The 16821-nt window shown below is 65.5% G+C and carries 10 protein-coding genes; 6 read left to right on the forward strand and 4 right to left on the reverse strand.

What is annotated here, in order from left to right; all coding sequences use genetic code 11:
• Positions 1–61: 61 nt before the first annotated feature.
• The 3 genes from WM2015_RS14925 to WM2015_RS14935 all read left to right on the forward strand — a co-directional run bounded on the left by WM2015_RS14925 (position 62) and on the right by WM2015_RS14935 (position 6030).
• Complete coding sequence (locus tag WM2015_RS14925) at positions 62–2623, forward strand: trypsin-like peptidase domain-containing protein (RefSeq protein ID WP_049726808.1); 2562 nt, start codon at positions 62–64, stop codon at positions 2621–2623.
• A gap of 986 nt (positions 2624–3609) precedes the next feature.
• Positions 3610–5694 (forward strand): TonB-dependent receptor plug domain-containing protein, encoded by a 2085-nt coding sequence (locus WM2015_RS14930; RefSeq protein WP_049726809.1) that lies wholly within the window; start codon positions 3610–3612, stop codon positions 5692–5694.
• Between the two features lie 141 nt (positions 5695–5835).
• Complete coding sequence (locus tag WM2015_RS14935) at positions 5836–6030, forward strand: FitA-like ribbon-helix-helix domain-containing protein (RefSeq protein ID WP_049726810.1); 195 nt, start codon at positions 5836–5838, stop codon at positions 6028–6030.
• Between the two features lie 580 nt (positions 6031–6610).
• On the opposite strand, the gene WM2015_RS14940 is transcribed toward WM2015_RS14935, so the two are convergent.
• Positions 6611–7984 carry an alanine/glycine:cation symporter family protein gene (locus WM2015_RS14940; RefSeq protein ID WP_049726811.1) on the reverse strand — a complete coding sequence of 458 codons (1374 nt, stop codon included), beginning with the start codon at positions 7982–7984 and terminating at the stop codon, positions 6611–6613.
• A 145-nt stretch (positions 7985–8129) separates the two neighbouring features.
• Between WM2015_RS14940 and WM2015_RS14945 the strand changes: the two genes are divergently transcribed.
• Positions 8130–9443 carry a PQQ-dependent sugar dehydrogenase gene (locus WM2015_RS14945; RefSeq protein ID WP_049726812.1) on the forward strand — a complete coding sequence of 438 codons (1314 nt, stop codon included), beginning with the start codon at positions 8130–8132 and terminating at the stop codon, positions 9441–9443.
• Positions 9444–11520: 2077 nt separating this feature from the next.
• Here WM2015_RS14945 and WM2015_RS14950 read toward each other — a convergent pair.
• Genes WM2015_RS14950 through argS form a run of 3 tightly spaced genes read right to left on the reverse strand, consistent with a single transcriptional unit; the run spans position 11521 to position 14961 of the window.
• A complete protein-coding gene (locus tag WM2015_RS14950; protein ID WP_049726813.1) occupies positions 11521–12654 on the reverse strand; it encodes a patatin-like phospholipase family protein in 1134 nt (377 codons plus the stop codon).
• A 4-nt stretch (positions 12655–12658) separates the two neighbouring features.
• Entirely contained in the window at positions 12659–13204 is a 546-nt protein-coding gene (locus tag WM2015_RS14955) for an SPOR domain-containing protein (RefSeq protein WP_049726814.1), read from the reverse strand.
• On the reverse strand, positions 13204–14961 hold the full coding sequence (gene argS, locus WM2015_RS14960) for an arginine--tRNA ligase (protein ID WP_049726815.1): 1758 nt from the start codon (positions 14959–14961) through the stop codon (positions 13204–13206). Before argS ends, WM2015_RS14955 begins: the two co-directional genes overlap by 1 nt.
• A 288-nt stretch (positions 14962–15249) precedes the next feature.
• Between argS and WM2015_RS14965 the strand changes: the two genes are divergently transcribed.
• Both WM2015_RS14965 and WM2015_RS14970 read left to right on the forward strand, forming a co-directional pair.
• The gene (locus WM2015_RS14965) at positions 15250–15804 is read left to right on the forward strand and encodes a gamma carbonic anhydrase family protein (protein WP_049726816.1); all 555 of its coding nucleotides are present in this window, start codon (positions 15250–15252) and stop codon (positions 15802–15804) included.
• An 83-nt stretch (positions 15805–15887) separates the two neighbouring features.
• Positions 15888–16730 (forward strand): aldo/keto reductase, encoded by an 843-nt coding sequence (locus WM2015_RS14970; protein WP_049726817.1) that lies wholly within the window; start codon positions 15888–15890, stop codon positions 16728–16730.
• The last annotated feature ends 91 nt before the right edge of the window (positions 16731–16821 follow it).

Consider the following 16821-nt stretch of genomic DNA (forward strand, 5'->3'; position numbering starts at 1 on the left):
ATCGCGTCCTCGTCGTGCGCCCGGCCATCGGTCGATACTGAATCCACCACGAGGGAAATCCATGTCTCGAACGATACTTTCACTGCTTGCTGCACTGCTGCTGTCCAGCGCCGTGCTGGCGGCCGATCCGCTGAGCTTCAGCGATCAGGTCAGCGCACTGTCCACCGTCCCCGTCACCCGGCTCGATGCCCTGGATCGACAGGCTCTGCTGGCCGAGGACGCCCTGCGCGAAACACAACCCGGCGTGGCCCCGCGCTTCGCCATTCCGTACCCGGTCGCGATCAATGCCGCCACCAGCGGACGCTGGGAGGCCGCGCGCAACGGCGTCGAGGTCTGGCGCCAGCGCATCCATGCGCCCGACGCGCGCTCGATCAACCTGGCCTTCAGCCGCTATCGCCTGCCGGAAGGTGCAGAGCTGCACCTGTTCAGCGAGAGCGGCAAGTACCGGATCCGTCCGTTCACGGCCGCCGACAACAAGCCGCACGGTGAACTCTGGACGCCGCTGATCGAAGGCGACACCATGGTCCTGGAGCTGCAGGTCCCCGCTGAACTGCGCGGCCAGGTCGAACTCGAGATCGGTTCGATCAACTACGGCTACCGCGGCTTCTTCGAGACCGCCACGCCGCGCTCGGGCTCCTGCAACGTCGACGTGGTCTGCCCCGAGGGCGATCCCTGGCAGACGCAGATCAATTCCGTGGCCGTGATCTCGACCGGCGGCAGCACCTTCTGCACCGGATTCATGGTCAACAACGTCGAGAACGATGGCACCCCGTTCTTCATGACGGCCAACCACTGCTCCATCAATGCCGGCAACGCGCCGTCACTGGTCACCTACTGGAACTACCAGAACTCGACCTGTCGGCCGCCTGGCTCTCCGGCCTCCGGCGGCGCGGGTGACGGCACCCTGACTCAGTTCGTCACCGGCTCGACCTTCCGTGCCGCGCAAGGCGCCTCGGACTTCACCCTGGTCGAGCTGGATGCCCAGCCCGATCCGACCTGGAACGTGGCCTACGCGGGCTGGGATGCGCGCGATCTGTCGACCACGACCGGCGCCATCGCCGTCCACCACCCGAGCACGGACGAGAAGCGCATCAGCTTCGAGAACGACCCGACCACGATCAGCGCCTACCTCGACGACACGGGCACCGGGACGACGCATATCCGCGTCGCCGACTGGGATCTGGGCACCACCGAGCCGGGCTCCTCGGGCTCGCCTCTGTTCAGTCCGGAAGGCCGCGTGATCGGCCAGCTGCACGGCGGCTTCGCCGCGTGCGGCAACGACGACCCGGACTGGTACGGTCGCATGGCCGTGTCCTGGGAAGGCGGCGGCAGCTCGAGCACCCGCCTGCGCGACTGGCTCGATCCGAACAACACCGGCACCCTGGTCATCGACGCCCTCGGCAGCGATGGCTTCGGACTGGAGCCGGCCACGACCAGCCTGTCGCAGTGCGGCTTCGCGGACATCGACGTGACCATCACCGTGGCCCAGTTCGGCGAGTTCGCCGAGGCCGTGACGCTCTCGACCAGCGGCACGCCCGCCGGTCTGAACAGCGCCTTCTCGGCCAATCCGGTCACCCCGCCGGGCAGCAGCACGATGACGCTCAGCAACCTGGCCGCTGTCGGCGCTGGCAACTACACCTTCAACCTGGACGGCAATTCGACCTCGGAATCTCGCCAGGAAACGATGAGCCTGATCCTGGCCGATGCCGCACCGAGCGCCGCTGCCATCACGGCGCCGGTCGACGGCGCGGTCGGCGTGAGCATCACGCCGACCATCAGCTGGAACGCCGTTTCGGGCGTCGTCGGTTATCAGATCGAGATCGCCACGGACCCGGGCTTCACGAACGTGGTCTACAGCGCCTCCGAAGCCACGACCACGCATGATGTCGGCAGCCTGCTCGATTCCAACAGCACCTACTACGTCCGCGTGCGCGGCAGCAACGACTGTGGCGACGGCGCCTGGTCCGGCTCGGTCAGCTTCTCGACCGAAGCCCTGCCCGGTGACTGTGGCATCGGCACCTCGCCGAACGTGCTCTACAGCACCGGTTTCGAAGCCGGCGTCGAGGACTGGACGACGGGTGGCACGGGCAGTACCTGGGCGATCCAGAGCGGCGTGGTCAACACCGGCACCGGTGCCTGGAACGCGGTCGACGTGCCCTCGGTCTCCGATCAGTGGCTGATTTCACCCGCGGTCGCGATTCCGGCCGCGGCGATCACCCCGACCCTGCAGTTCTGGAACCGCCAGGTCATCGAAGACCAGAGCGCGACGGCCTGCTTCGATGCCGGCCAGCTGCACGTGTCGATCGACGGTGGAACCAACTGGACCCAGGTGCCGGATGCGGCGCTGCAGACCGACCCGTACAACGGGCCGATCTCCACCTCCTGGAGCAACCCGGCCGGTGGCGAGTTGGGCTGGTGCGGCGATCCGCAGGACTGGCTGAACTCGGTCGTGGACCTGTCGGCCTGGGCCGGCGAGACGGTGCAGTTCCGCTTCCGCATGGTCACCGACTCCTCCGTGGGTCGTGATGGCTGGTTCATCGATGATCTCAAGGTGCAGGTCTGCGAACAGGCCATGGGCAACGAGATCTTCGACGACCGCTTCGAAGTGATTCCTCCGCCCTGATATCGGCGGAGCGCAAGGCAAACCGAAAAGGCCCGGGACTTCCCGGGCCTTTTTTGATTTCTGGCTTCCGGTTTCCGGTTTCCGGGTCACTCGATCCCGGAGCCGCCCCCCGGGCAACCTGATGCCGTGGCCCAACTCGCTATCGATATCGACCGGTCGAAGCCATGCGCTCGATTCGACAATCGATACCGTGCTTCCATCTGACGCATGGTGATCGAACACCATCGGCCGTAGGCTGGCCGGGGATGCCTGCGATATGCGTGCGTCGGGTTCTTCGCGAAGGCGGCCAGATTACGCCGTCGGATTGACGGAGATGCCGGATACATGGTCCGTCGGGCGCACGCGCGGCCGGCCTCCGTTGTGGCGCTTCTGGCCTGCGGCCAATCGCACCACACCTCCAGCCTGCGCTGGCCCGACCTACGGTCGCCTCGATGCCGAACGAAGGCAACCCGGATTGCCCGATGCCAATGCCAACCCCAGGGACGACCATGCCCGATCGAAGCCCTGCGTAGGTCGGGGCCACGACCCCGACGGTCCATGCCCCAGCCATCTCCAACAACTCGACGGCGAGATGCCGCAAACCCCACCGAGAACGCGACGCACGGATATCCCGGCCATCACCTGAAACCGAACGGAGCCCCCGCTCGATTCGACAATCGATGCCGTGCTTCCATCTGACGCATGGTGATCGAACACCATCGGCCGTAGGTTGGCCGGCGATGCCTGCGATATGCGTGTGTCGGGTTGTCCGCGATGGCTGCAAGATTGCGCCGTCGGGTTGGTGGAGATTTCGGATGCATGGTCCGTCGGCCACGTGGGGCCGACCTACGGGGCCTTCGGTCCAAGGTCCATGCTTCGCGAATTCAGTGATCGACTGCACAGTTTCGAAAACCAGGTCGAACCTATTGGCCGCGGCGGGGTCGGTGTAGGTGCCTTCGGGCACGCAGCGCCAGGGCGCCGGCCAACCCACAAGAATCGACTGTTTCATGCGACACGCGTCTTCCATCGTCACCGGCCTGCTGTGCCTGCTCTGCCTCGGAACCGTCCCGGCGGCTCGGGCCCAGCATCCTTTCGAAATCGACGCGCCCCTCCCCGAGTGCACCGGCAACGCCTGCGAGACGAGCTACGAAGCACGCTTCTTCGACCCCTATGCCCCGGTCACGGCGCTGGACATGGTCAACAATCTGCCCGGCTTCAACCTCGACAATGGCAACAGCGGCGCGCGGGGCTTCGGTGGCGCCGCGGGCAACATCCTCATCAACGGCGAGCGCGTGTCGGCCAAGAGCGAATCACCCTCGGAACTGCTGTCGAAGATCCCGGCGGCGGACGTGGAGCGCATCATCGTGCTGCGCGGACAGACGGGCGGCTCGGACCTTCGCGGCCAGAGCGTGATCGCGGATGTGATCCGACGCGATGGCGGGGCGACCGGCGCCTGGTCCCTGAGCGCCGCCACGCCGCATCCCGATCTGGGCCTGCTGCCCTCGGGCTCGGTCAGCTATTCCGACCGCCTCGGCGGACTGCGCTATACGCTGGGCGCCAGCGCGAGCCGTCGCCGCTCGATTCTCGATGCCGCCGAACCGGTGCTGGATGCCTCGGGCGCGATCCTCGAGCAACGCGACGAGCAGTACCGCGAGACCGACGATGACTTCGGCCTGACCGCCAACGCCACCTATGATGGCCGCAGCACTCGCTATGGCGTCAATGTTCAATACGAACAGAAGGACGAACAGGGCGGCGAGACCTCCCTGCGCCAGCCCCTCGATCAGGACGCATTCCTGTTGCTGCAGCGCAACGACAACCAGGACGAGTCCATGGAAGTCGGCGTCGACGCGGAGCGCGGTTTCGGCGACGACTTCAACGCCAAGCTCATCGCCCTGTATCGGCGCGACGACAAGCAGCGCCGCAGCGACATCGACCGGGGCGAGCCGGAACAGCCCGGTGAGCGCATCATCACGACCGCCACCGACCAGCTCGAAACCGAGCGGATTCTCAGACTCGAACTGGACTACTCGGGTTTCGCCGAGCAGCTGTTCGAAGCTTCGATCGAGCTGGCGCAGAACGCCCTGGACAGCGACTTCGAACTGCAGCGACTCGGCGAGAGCGGCCTGGAACCCGTGGACGTGCCCGGCGCCCGCACACGGGTGGAAGAGGAACGGCTGGACTTCTCGATCGCCAGTTCCTTTTCCGTCGGCGATGTCTCGGTCGATGCGGAGCTGGCCGCTGAAGCCTCGGAGATCCAACAGACCGGCGGCTTCTCGGAGAAGCGGTCCTTCTTCTTCTGGAAGCCCAGCCTGACCGTGAGCTATCCACCGAGCGAGAGCACGGTGCTGCGCGGCCGCCTGCTGCGCCAGGTCAGCCAGCTGAATTTCTCCGACTTCGTCAGCGCCGCCGACCTGGGCGATGACGAACTGTCACTGGGCAACCCGAACCTCGGGCCGGCAAGAACCTGGACGATGGACCTGAGCGTCGAGCATCGCTTCAACCGCATCGGCCTGATCAGCCTGACCGCCTTCCACGACTGGATCGACGATGTCCAGGATGTGCTGCCGCTCCGGGACGGATTGGAGGTCCCGGGCAATATCGGCAACGGCCATCGTTATGGCATTCGGGGTGAAGCCACCTTTCCCCTGCAGGCCCTGGGCATCACCGGCGGACGCCTGGACGTGAACGGTCGATGGCAGGCCTCCGGCGTCAAGGACCCACTGACCCGACGGACCCGCGAACTGTCGGGCGAGCGCGGCTGGACCGGGCGCCTGGAGTTCCGCCAGGACCTGCCCCGCAACAAGCTTGGCTGGGGCATGAACATCGGCCTGTACGGCGGCTACACGCGCTACGGCCTCGACGAGATCGATCGCTTCGAGAGCGTCTGGGACTTCGAGACCTACGTCGAATCCCGCGCCTTCGACAATCTGCGCATCCGCCTGGGCGTCAACGACCTGTTCCGGGAAACCACCGATCGCGACCGGCAGGTCTTCGACGGCCCCCGCGATTCCGCTCCCCTGGCCTTCCGCGAGCTGCGCGATCGCACCAGAAACCGTCAGTTCACCCTGCAGGTGCGGGGCGTCTTCTGACGACCGCGATCGGAAGGGCCGGTTTCACCACCAAGGCACGAAGCACACGAAGAAAAGCGTTCAACGTGATGCTCAGCAAGCCATCGGGGCCCAGGTCTTTCGGCACAGGCGGGCCGACGCTCAGCGTGCGATAGTCGGCCCATGAACCAGAGCATTCAAATTCACAATCTGCCAGAGACCGTCCTGGCGACGCTGGAGGCCCGTGCAATCCGACGAGGGCAGTCCCTGCAGGAGTACCTGCACCAGGCCCTCGTCCAGCTGGCCCGAATGCCAACGCTGAACGAGCAGGAAGCAATCCGGGACACGCCGATCGAACTCGACCAGCCGCAGGGCTGAATCGGACCCCACCGCACGCAAACGACCGCGAACACCGTAGGTCGGGCCCACGCGCCCGACGGTCCATGCCCCAGCCATCTCCATCAAGTCGACTGCGAGATCCCGCAAACCCCACCGAGAATCCGACACACGGATACCGCCACAATCAACCGAAACCGATCGAAGCCCCCGCTCGATTCGACGATCAGCACCGCGTTTGCATCGCGCCCATCGTGATCGGAAACCATCGGCCGTCGGGTGGCCAGTGATGCCTGCGAAATGCGTGTGTCGGGTATTCCGCGAAGGCTGCGAGATACCGCCGTCGGGTTGGCGGAGATGTCGGATGCATGGACCGTCGGGAGCGTAGCCCGGAGGCAAGGTGCGGTTTGCCGCAGGCAAGAAGCGCCTTGATGCAGGGCGGCCACGCGTGTGGCCCCGACCTACGGTCGCCTCGATACCGAACGGGCGCAACCCGGATTGCCGGATGCCATTGCCAACCCCATGATCGACCTTGCCGGAACGGAGCCCTGCGTAGGTCGGGGCCACGACCCCGACGACCGGAGAACTCAGTGATCTCCAGCCGTCAGGCTCCTGGCACCAGCTACTCGACCGGCTTGACCTGGTCGCGCAGCTGGTTGAAGTAGTCCATCTTCTCCTTCGCCATCACGCCGCCGAGCAGCACCAGGGCGATCAGGTTCGGTGCGGCCATCAGGCCATTGAAGGTGTCGGCGACGTCCCAGACCAGCTCAAGCGCTCCGACCGCACCGAGAAAGACGAACACCAGGAAGATCAGGCGGTAGGGCACGACCACCTTGCGACCGAACAGGTACTCCCAGCTCTTCTCGCCGTAGAAGTTCCAGGTCAGCATGGTCGTGTAGGCAAAGAAGGCGATGGCGACGATGATGACGTAACCGCCCGGCCCCGGCAGACCCGTGGAGAAGGCGGCGCTGGTCAGATCCGCGCCGTTCAAGCCCGTGTCCACCACCCCGGTCACCAGGATCACGAGCGCGGTCATGGTGCACACGACCAGGGTGTCGATGAACACTTCCCACACGCCCCAGAAGCCCTGACGAAAGGGGATATTGCGCGCCTGGGCGTGAACGATCGAGGCCGAGCCCAGGCCGGCTTCGTTGGAGAAGATGCCGCGGGCGATACCGTAGCGGATCGCCATGGCGACGCTGGCCCCGGCAAAGCCGCCGACCGCCGGTGCCGGGCTGAAGGCACTGCTGACGATCAGCTTCAGGGCGCCGGGGATTTCCGTGTAGTTCATCGCCAGGATGACCAGGGCGCCGATCAGATAGGCCACGGCCATGATCGGCACGACCTTCTCGGCGGTCACGGCGATGCGGCTGATGCCACCCAGGGTCACGACCCCGACCAGCACCACCAGGGCGAAACCCGTCACCCAGGGCGGCAGGCCGAAGCCCGTTTCCAGCGCCTGCGCCATGGTGTTGGACTGGACCATGTTGCCGATGCCGAAGGCGGCCAGGCCGGCCAGGAAGGCGTAGATCACGGCCAGCCACTTCCAGTTCGGCCCAAGGCCTTTCTCGATGTAGTAGAACACCCCGCCGGAGACGTGGCCATCGGCGTCGACGTGGCGGTACTTCATGCCGAGGGTGGCCTCGGCCATCTTGGTCGCCATGCCGACCAGGGCCACCATCCACATCCAGAAGATCGCGCCGGGCCCGCCGACGGCGATGGCCGTCGCGACACCGGCGATGTTACCCACGCCGATCGTCGCCGCCATCGCCGAGGTCACCGCCTGGAAGGGGCTGATCGCGCCGTCATCGGTGTCGATCTCCCTCGAGAACAGGCGGCCGAAGCTGTGTTTCCAGGCGTGACCGAGGTGTCGGAACTGGAAGAAGCCCAGGCGGATCGTCAGGTAAATGCCGGTACCGACCAGCAGGACCATGAAGGTAGGCCCCCAGACGATGCCGTTGACGAAGCTGTTGGCGGCGGTGATGAGTTCTAGCATGGCGAATCCCTCGACAGTCCCGGCTCGACCGCCCGTCCCGGCGGCCCCTTGAAAATCCGCTCAAGGTTAGCGCATCTGGCCGGCCCTGTCGCCTTGGGGTACCATACGGCCGGCAAGGGGGCCGAACCGACACAGAGCACCCGATATGAGTCCGAAACAGCTGATCGCCCTTCTCGCCCTGAGCCTGCCCGCCCTGGGTCTCGCCCAGATTCCCGGCGACATCACCCTTGACACCGCTTTCGGCGGCGCCAGCTTCCCCGGCCCCGTGGCCATTCGTCACGCTGGCGACGGCAGCGACCGCAAATTCGTGGTGCAGCTCAACGGACAGATCCGGATCGTCGATGCCAGCGACAACGTGCTCGCCACGCCTTTTCTCAATGTCGACTCGCTGACCTTCACCAATGGGGAACGCGGGCTTCTGGGACTGGCCTTTCATCCGAACTACGCCAGCAATGGCCTGATCTACATCAACCATTCGGCCGACAACATCGCCGGCGTGCCCGATGGCGACACGGTGATCGCCGAGTACCAGGTCTCGGCGGGCGATCCGAACGTGATCGACCCGGCCTCGCGACGGCAGATTCTGGTCGTGGCCCAGGACTTCAGCAACCACAATGGCGGCGACCTCCACTTCGGGCCCGACGGCTACCTCTACATCGGCATGGGTGACGGCGGTAGCGGCAACGACCCCTGCAACCGCGGCCAGACTCTCGATCCCGCAACCACACCCCCTGCGGGCCCTGGCTGTCGCACTGGAGAAAACCCGTGGCTGCTCGGCAAGATGATCCGCATCGACGTCGACAACACCACGCCGGCCGGCGCCAACAACCTCTGCGCGGCCAATCCCGATGGCTCGGCCGAGTACGCCATCCCAGCCGACAACCCCTTCGTCGGCCAGGCCAATCGCTGCGGCGAAGTCTGGAGCTACGGCCTGCGCAACCCCTTCCGATTCAGCTTCGACCGCGACACCGGTGATATGTGGATCGCCGACGTGGGCCAGAACAACTGGGAAGAAGTCGACTTCGAACCCGCGGGAACCCCGGGCGGTCGGAACTACGGCTGGAAGATCTGCGAGGGCACCTACGTGCGCGGCAGCCAGTCCACCACCTGCACCCTGCCCGGCCACACCCCGCCCGTGCTGGAGTACAACCACAACGCCGGCGAATGCTCGATCACCGGTGGCTACCGGTACCGTGGCCCCGTGACCTCGATGCAGGGCTATTACGTCTACGCCGATTTCTGCTCCAGCCGCGTCTGGTTCGCTAGCGAAACCGGCCCGGGCACCTTTACCAGCGAGTTGTTCGGTCAGGCCTTCTCCAACCCGATCGGCTTCGGCGAGGATGAAGCGGGCAACCTCTACGTCGGCGTCAGCAGCACGGGTCAGATTCTCGTCTTCAACGGCGACACGCCCCCGGGCGACCCGATCTTCCAGGATCGCTTCGAGGATGGCGCGCCGTAAGCCCCCCTGAATATCGAGGAGACCTAAAAGGCCGGGGTTCGCTCCGGCCTTTTCTCATCTGGTCATTTGAATTGATTCAGACCGGTGGGACTGGCGTCGCATTGCCGGCAATGGCCGCAACAGGCGTGCATCGGATTCTACGGGGGTTCTGGAACATTGAGCCGTCGGGTTGGTGGAGATGGCTGGGGCATCGATCGGTCAGCGCCTGCCCAACGATGCCTGCGATATGCGTGCGTCGGGTTCTTCGCGAAGGCTGCAAGATTGCGCCGTCGGATTGACGGGGATGCCGGATACATGGACCGTCGGCCGCGTGGGGCCGACCTACGGTCGCCTCGATGCCGAACGGAGGCAACCCGGATTGCCGGATGCCAATGCCAACCCCATGATCGACCTTGCCGGAACGGAGCCCTGCGTAGGTCGGGGCCACGACCCCGACGGTCCATGCCCCAGCCGTCTCCATCAACCCGACTACGAGATGCCACAAACCCCACCGAAAATCCGACACACGGATTTCCCGGCCATCACATGAAACCGAACGGAGCCCCCGCTCGATTCGACGATCAATACCGCGTATTCATCTGGCGCAGCGTGTTGGGACACGATCGGCATCAGGTTGGCCGGCGATGCCTGCGATATGCGTGCGTCGGGTTCTTCGCGAAGGCTGCAAGATTGCGCCGTCGGGTTGACGGAGATGTCGGATGCATGGACCGTCGGCCGCGTGGGGCCGACCTACGGTCGCCTCGATACCGAACGGAGGCAACCCGGATTGCCGGATGCCATTGCCAACCCCATGATCGACCTTGCCGGAACGGGGCCCTGCGTAGGTCGGGGCCACGACCCCGACGGTCCATGCCCCAGCCATCTCCATCAACCCGACTACGAGATGCCGCAAACTCCACCGAGAATCCGACACACGGATTTCCCGGCCATCACATGAAACCGAACGGAGCCCCCGCTCGATTCGACGATCAATACCGCGTATTCATCTGGCGCAGCGTGTTGGGACACGATCGGCATCAGGTTGGCCGGCGATGCCTGCGATATGCGTGCGTCGGGTTCTTCGCGAAGGCTGCAAGATTGCGCCGTCGGATTGACGGGGATGCCGGATACATGGACCGTCGGCCGCGTGGGGCCGACCTACGGTCGCCTCGATGCCGAACGGAGGCAACCCGGATTGCCGGATGCCATTGCCAACCCCATGATCGACCTTGCCGGAACGGGGCCCTGCGTAGGTCGGGGCCACGACCCCGACGGTCCATGCCCCAGCCATCTCCATCAACCCGACTACGAGATGCCGCAAACTCCACCGAAAATCCGACACACGGATTTCCCGGCCATCACATGAAACCGAACGGAGCCCCCGCTCGATTCGACGATCAATACCGCGTATTCATCTGGCGCAGCGTGTTGGGACACGATCGGCATCAGGTTGGCCGGCGATGCCTGCGATATGCGTGCGTCGGGTTCTTCGCGAAGGCTGCAAGATTGCGCCGTCGGATTGACGGGGATGCCGGATACATGGACCGTCGGCCGCGTGGGGCCGACCTACGGTCGCCTCGATGCCGAACGGAGGCAACCCGGATTGCCGGATGCCATTGCCAACCCCATGATCGACCTTGCCGGAACGGGGCCCTGCGTAGGTCGGGGCCACGACCCCGACGGTCCATGCCCCAGCCGTCTCCATCAACCCGACGGCGAGATGCCGCAAACTCCACCGAGAATCCGACACACGGATATCGGCACCAACATCCGAAACCGATCGGAGCCCCCGCTCGAATCGACGATCAGGCCCGCGTTTGCATCAGGCCCATGGTGACCGGAAACCATCGACCTTGGAGTGGCCGGCGATGCCCGCGATATGCGTGTGTCGGGCATTCCGCGAATGCCTGCGACATACCTCCGTCGGGTTGGCGGAGATGTCGGATGTATGGACCGTCGGGAGCGTAGCCCGGAGGCAAGGTGCGGTTTGCCGCAGGCAAGAAGCGCCTTGATGCAGGGCGGCCACGCGTGTGGGCCCGACCTACGGGGGGTTCGATACATTGGGTCGATGTTGGTCGGGCCAGCGTCAACCCAACAATCAATCCTCGCCCATCAGCACCCGAATCTGCTCTTCCGCCGCCATTCCATCCCGATACCCGAGCGCCATCAGCTCGCGGCAGAACTCTGCCTCGAACAGCAGGAAGCCGGCCATGCGGCCGCTGCCCCAGGCGCCGATGCCGCGGAGCAGGGTCTTGACGCTGGCGGGAATGCGATGCGCGTGGCGCTGGCCGACTTCGCGCAGGTCCTGGGAGGGACGGATGTAGACCGAGTCGACGCGCCGGAGGCCCTCGGGTGGCGGGCAGTCGCCGGGCCATTGTTCGAGCATGCGATTGGTGCGCTCGAGGCGATCCAGGTCGGCGCTCAGGTGGTCCATGAAAATGATATCGAGCAGGTAGCCGCCGATGTCGCCCAGGCCAGGGTAGGCCTGGAGTCGGGTCGGCTCCGGGTCCTGGACTTCGTCGCGCGTGCCGATGATGACCAGGCGATCCGCGCCCATCTGCAGGGCGGGACCCAACGGCGCGGTCTGACGCAGGCCGCCATCGCCATGGAATTCATGGCCGATGCGGCGGGCCGGGAACAGCAGGGGCAAGGCCGTCGAGGCCAGCAGATGGTTGTGGTCGATGGCTGCCGGCTGACCGATGCGTCGCGGAAGCTGCCAGCCCGGCACCCGCGGATCGGCCTGAAAGAAGGTGATGGCCCGGTTGGTCGAGTAGCCCGAGGTGGTGATCATCAGGGCCTTGAGGGCCCCGGAGGCCACGCAGGCCTCGATCGCCTCGGGGCGAAGCTCGCGCTCCAGCAACTCGGCCAGGGGCTGGTTGTCGAACAGGGACTTCGGATTGGCCACGCCGAGACCGCCGAGGGTCATCGCCGCCAGCCAGTGCAGTCCGGTGCCCAGATTGTGCAACCAGCCGGTGCGGTAGACCTGGTCGCAGCTCAGGTGGCCCCAGAAATGCGCCAGACGTTCGGCCCCAAGGCGGAAATCGTCGGCGTAGCTGGCCATCACGCCGGCATTGATGGCGCCGGCGGAAATGCCCGTGATGACCGGAAACGGCGTGGCCTGGTCTTCGAGAATCTCGCCGAGGGCGCGCAGCACCCCCACCTGATAGGCCCCGCGCGCCCCGCCACCGGGCAGGACCAGGGCCGGTAGGCGAGCCTGGGCGGGAGCGGACACCGAACTACTCGCCGGTCAGGACCATGGCCTCGTGGCCGTTCTCGAGCAGGCGACGACGAGCGCCGTCGGCTTCGCGCGCGCTGTCATAGGGCCCGACCCGGACGCGGTGCCAGGTGGAGTCGTTGACGGTCACGCTCTGGATCGCCGCGTCCAGGCCCAGCAGGGTCAGACGGGCGCGCAGAGCTTCGGCATCGTCCCGGGATCGGAAGGAGCCGACCTGCAGCATGTAGGGCCCGTTGCTGCTCCCGCTGTCCTCTCGCTCACGAGCGCGCTCCTCGATTTCGCGCTGCGGCACGACGACCTCGATCTCGGGCAGCACCGTGAAGAAGTCGTACTGGCGCGAACGACCGCTGTCCTCGCTCTGGGCGATCGGCGGCTCGTCGTGGCCATCGGGCAGGCCCGGCGGCGTGTCGTCGCCCGAAGGCAGGTAGCCACCCAGCCAGGCCACGGTGGCGAGCCCCAGGCCACAGATCAGGCCGGCGCCGAAGCTCAGGAAGCCGTGGTTGCCGGAAGACTTGGCCTTGCTGCGTCGTGCCTGGCGGCGCGCCATTACATTTCCTCCGGTGCGCTCACGCCGATGAGTTTCAGACCATTGCGAAGCACCTGACCGGTAGCGGCGACGAGATTCAGACGGGCATTGCGCACGTCATCGTCATCGACCAGGAACTGGGAATTGTTGTACCAGGCGTGGAACTCCGAGGCCAGCTCGTGCAGGAAATGCGCGAGCATGTGCGGCGCCCGGCGCCGGGCGGCCGTCTCGATCAGCTCGGGATAGCGTCCGAGCGTGCGAATCAGCGCCTCTTCGTGCGGGCTGTTCAGCTTGCTGATCGCCGCCTCGCCGATGGCCTGGTTGTGGCGCAGGCCGCGACCGTCGAGCTGACGGAACACGCTCATGATGCGCGCATGCGCGTACTGGATGTAGTAGACCGGGTTCTCGTTCGCTCGGGAGGTCGCCAGATCCAGATCGAAGTCCAGGTGCTGCTCGTGCGAGCGCATCACGTAGAAGTAGCGCGCGGCATCGTTGCCGACTTCTTCGCGCAGCTCGCGCAAGGTGACGAAGCTGCCCGAGCGGGTCGACATCTGGACCTTCTTGCCGCCGCGGAACAGCACGGCAAACTGGACCAGCTGGAACTCCAGCCGCTCCGGGTCCTCGCCCAGGCCCCGCGCGGCGGCCTTCAGTCGCGGCACATAGCCATGGTGGTCGGCGCCGAAGATGTACAGGGCCGTGCCCGAGCAGCGCTCGAGCTTGTCGAGCAGGTAGGCCAGGTCGGATGCGAAATAGGTCGTGCGACCGTTCTCGCGCACCACGACCCGATCCTTGTCGTCACCCAGCTCGGTGGCCTTGAACCACTTCGCGCCGTCCTTCTCGTAGAGCCAGCCGGCCGCATCGAGACGCTCGATGGCGCGAGCCAGGGCACCGGAGGTCTCCAGGGAGCGTTCCGAATACCAGCGTTCGAAGCGCACGCCGAATTCATCCAGATCCTCCCGGATGTCGGTCACCATGGTTTCAAGTGCTGCATTGAAGCAGGCCTCATAACCTGCTTCGCCCAGCAGATCCCGGGCGCGCTGGATCAGGGCGTCGATGTATTTCTCCGGGTCACCCTCCTCACCATCGCCGGGCAGGCCTTCGGTGACCTGGTGCGCGGTATGGCGCAGATCATCGCCATGCCGGCTGCGGACTTCCCGGGCGATGTCGTAGATGTAGTCACCGCGGTAGCCGTTGGCGGGAAACGGCACCTGCTCGCCGGCCAGTTCCAGGTAGCGCAGCCAGACCGACACGGCGAGGATGTCCATCTGCCGGCCATGGTCGTTGACGTAGTACTCGCGGTGCACGCGATGACCGGCGGCCCGCAGGATCGCCGACAGGCTGGCGCCGTAGGCCGCGCCGCGACCGTGACCCACGTGCAGCGGCCCGGTCGGGTTGGCACTGACGTACTCGGCCAGCACATCCGGGCGGCTGCCCGGCTCCTGGAGCCCGTAGCCGTCGCCCTGGGCCAGCACTTCGCGCAGGACCACCTTGAGGTAGTGCCCGCTGGCGAAGAAATTGAGAAAACCGGGGCCAGCGATCTCGACCCTGGCCACTCGCTTGGACGTGGGCAGTTTGGCCTGGATCAGCTCGGCGATCTCACGCGGCTTGCGCTTGAGCGGCTTGGCCAGGATCAGGGCGATGTTGCAGGCGTAATCGCCATGGGACGGATCACGGGTCTGTTCGACCTGGATGTCCATGGCCGGATCGATGTCCAGATCGCCGTCCCGCTTGAGATAACCCAGGGCCTGAGCCACCAGTTCGATGATGTGCGCGCGCATGTGCTGCCAAATCCGTCGGGCAAAGCGCTATTGTAACGGTGTGGGCTGGGGCCATGCGTTGCTGCTTGTCCACAGAGCCTGTGGATAAGGTTGTGGAAGGCATGAGAAATACTGCCCCGAACGCCCGTCAGCTTTGGGCCCGTAACGGAATGGTCAAAAATTTGACACTCTACATAATCCAATAATATCAATAACTTGTTGGTCTTTTTTGTCGTCGTCATAACGACTGGCGCGCTAAACCCCTGTTTCCCCGTCAGGCGCTCGGCATGTGCATAACACGGTAACCGCATGGACACAAATGATTTGATTCGATCCTTCGATGGCAGGCATCCGGAGCTCGGAAACGGGGTCTGGATCGACCCGGCGGCCACGGTCATCGGCGAGGTGAGGCTGGGTGACGACGTCTCGATCTGGCCCGGCACCGTCCTGCGGGGTGACGTCAATCGGATCGAGGTGGGTGCCCGGAGCAACATCCAGGACGGAACGATCGCCCACGTCACCCATGACGGGCCCCACAGCCCGGGCGGACTGCCCCTGATCCTGGGCGAGGACATCACGGTCGGACACGGAGCGATCCTGCACGCCTGCACGATCGGCGACCGCTGCCTGATCGGCATGGGCGCCCTGGTGCTCGACGGCGCTGTGATCGAAGCCGACGTCATGCTCGCCGCCGGCAGTCTCGTCAGCCCCGGCAAACGCCTGGAGTCCGGCTGGCTGTATCGAGGACGGCCTGTCGAGGCGGTCCGCCGACTCAGCGAGAAGGAGTTGGAGATGCTGCGCTATTCGGCCGCTCACTACGTCCGCCTCAAGAACCGCTATCTGAGTGAAGCCGGCCAGGCCTGAAACCGTGGTCGATCCGGATGGCTTGCCGGAGCCGATTTGCGTACACTGGTCAGCTTGTGTCACGCAGTGCCCGGGGAGCGTTCATGAAGGCCGATGTGCCACCCATCGCCGGAAACAATCTGGACATGCCCGCGCTCGGCTTCGGCACCTTCGAGCTGACGCCGGACACGCTTCGCGACATCCTCCCGCGCGCCCTGGAACTGGGTTACCGGCACATCGACACCGCGCAGATCTACGGCAATGAAGCCGCCGTGGGCGAGGTCCTGGCCGCATCCGGCATCGCGCGTGAGGATCTGTTCGTGACCACCAAGGTCTGGGTCGACCGCTTTGCCCCGGACGATCTGATCCGCTCGGTTCACGAGAGCCTGAAGCGCTTACGGCTCGACCACGTCGATCTGCTGCTGCTCCATTGGCCCGTGTTCGGCCAGCATGGCATGGCCCCGAGCCTGGATGCCCTGATGCGCACCCGCGCCGACGGCCTGACGCGTCACATCGGCATCAGCAATTTCAATATCGACCAGACCGAGCAGGCCGTCGCCTTCTGCGGAGAGGGTCAACTGGCCACCAACCAGGTCGAGTACCACGTCTACCTGGGGCAGGAGCGGCTCCGGCGGGTGCTGGCGCGGCACAATCTCGTGCTCACGGCCTACATGCCGCTGGCCAAGGCGCGTACGGTCAATGATCCGGTGCTCTGGGAAATCGGCTCTCGTTACGGCAAGACCGCGGCGCAGGTCGCGCTCCGCTGGCTGGTCGAACAGGACCGCGTGGCAGCGATCCCCGCCACCTCCAGCATTCACCACGCCCGGGCGAACATCGAGCTGTTCGATTTCGCACTGGACGAAGACGATCGAGCCCGGATCGCGGGACTGCAGAAGGACTTGAGGATCTGCGCGCCAGGCGCCCTGTCACCCCGCTGGGACGACTGAGACCCGGCGCCTCGAAATTCTTGCCGGCGCCCGGACTCCAGCCGCGTCCGATGCAGAACGAGAAAGGGGCGACCGAGTCGGGCCGCCCCTC

Origin of the sequence: Wenzhouxiangella marina (assembly GCF_001187785.1) — a bacterium.
Taxonomy (GTDB): Bacteria; Pseudomonadota; Gammaproteobacteria; order Xanthomonadales; family Wenzhouxiangellaceae; genus Wenzhouxiangella; species Wenzhouxiangella marina.

Coding starts and splice junctions, on each gene's coding strand:
- WM2015_RS14925 (WP_049726808.1), top strand. CDS start 62: ATGTCTCGAACGATACTTTCACTGCTTGCTGCACTGCTGCTGTCCAGC.
- WM2015_RS14930 (WP_049726809.1), top strand. CDS start 3,610: ATGCGACACGCGTCTTCCATCGTCACCGGCCTGCTGTGCCTGCTCTGC.
- WM2015_RS14935 (WP_049726810.1), top strand. CDS start 5,836: ATGAACCAGAGCATTCAAATTCACAATCTGCCAGAGACCGTCCTGGCG.
- WM2015_RS14940 (WP_049726811.1), bottom strand. CDS start 7,984: ATGCTAGAACTCATCACCGCCGCCAACAGCTTCGTCAACGGCATCGTC.
- WM2015_RS14945 (WP_049726812.1), top strand. CDS start 8,130: ATGAGTCCGAAACAGCTGATCGCCCTTCTCGCCCTGAGCCTGCCCGCC.
- WM2015_RS14955 (WP_049726814.1), bottom strand. CDS start 13,204: ATGGCGCGCCGCCAGGCACGACGCAGCAAGGCCAAGTCTTCCGGCAAC.
- argS (WP_049726815.1), bottom strand. CDS start 14,961: ATGCGCGCGCACATCATCGAACTGGTGGCTCAGGCCCTGGGTTATCTC.
- WM2015_RS14965 (WP_049726816.1), top strand. CDS start 15,250: ATGGACACAAATGATTTGATTCGATCCTTCGATGGCAGGCATCCGGAG.
- WM2015_RS14970 (WP_049726817.1), top strand. CDS start 15,888: ATGAAGGCCGATGTGCCACCCATCGCCGGAAACAATCTGGACATGCCC.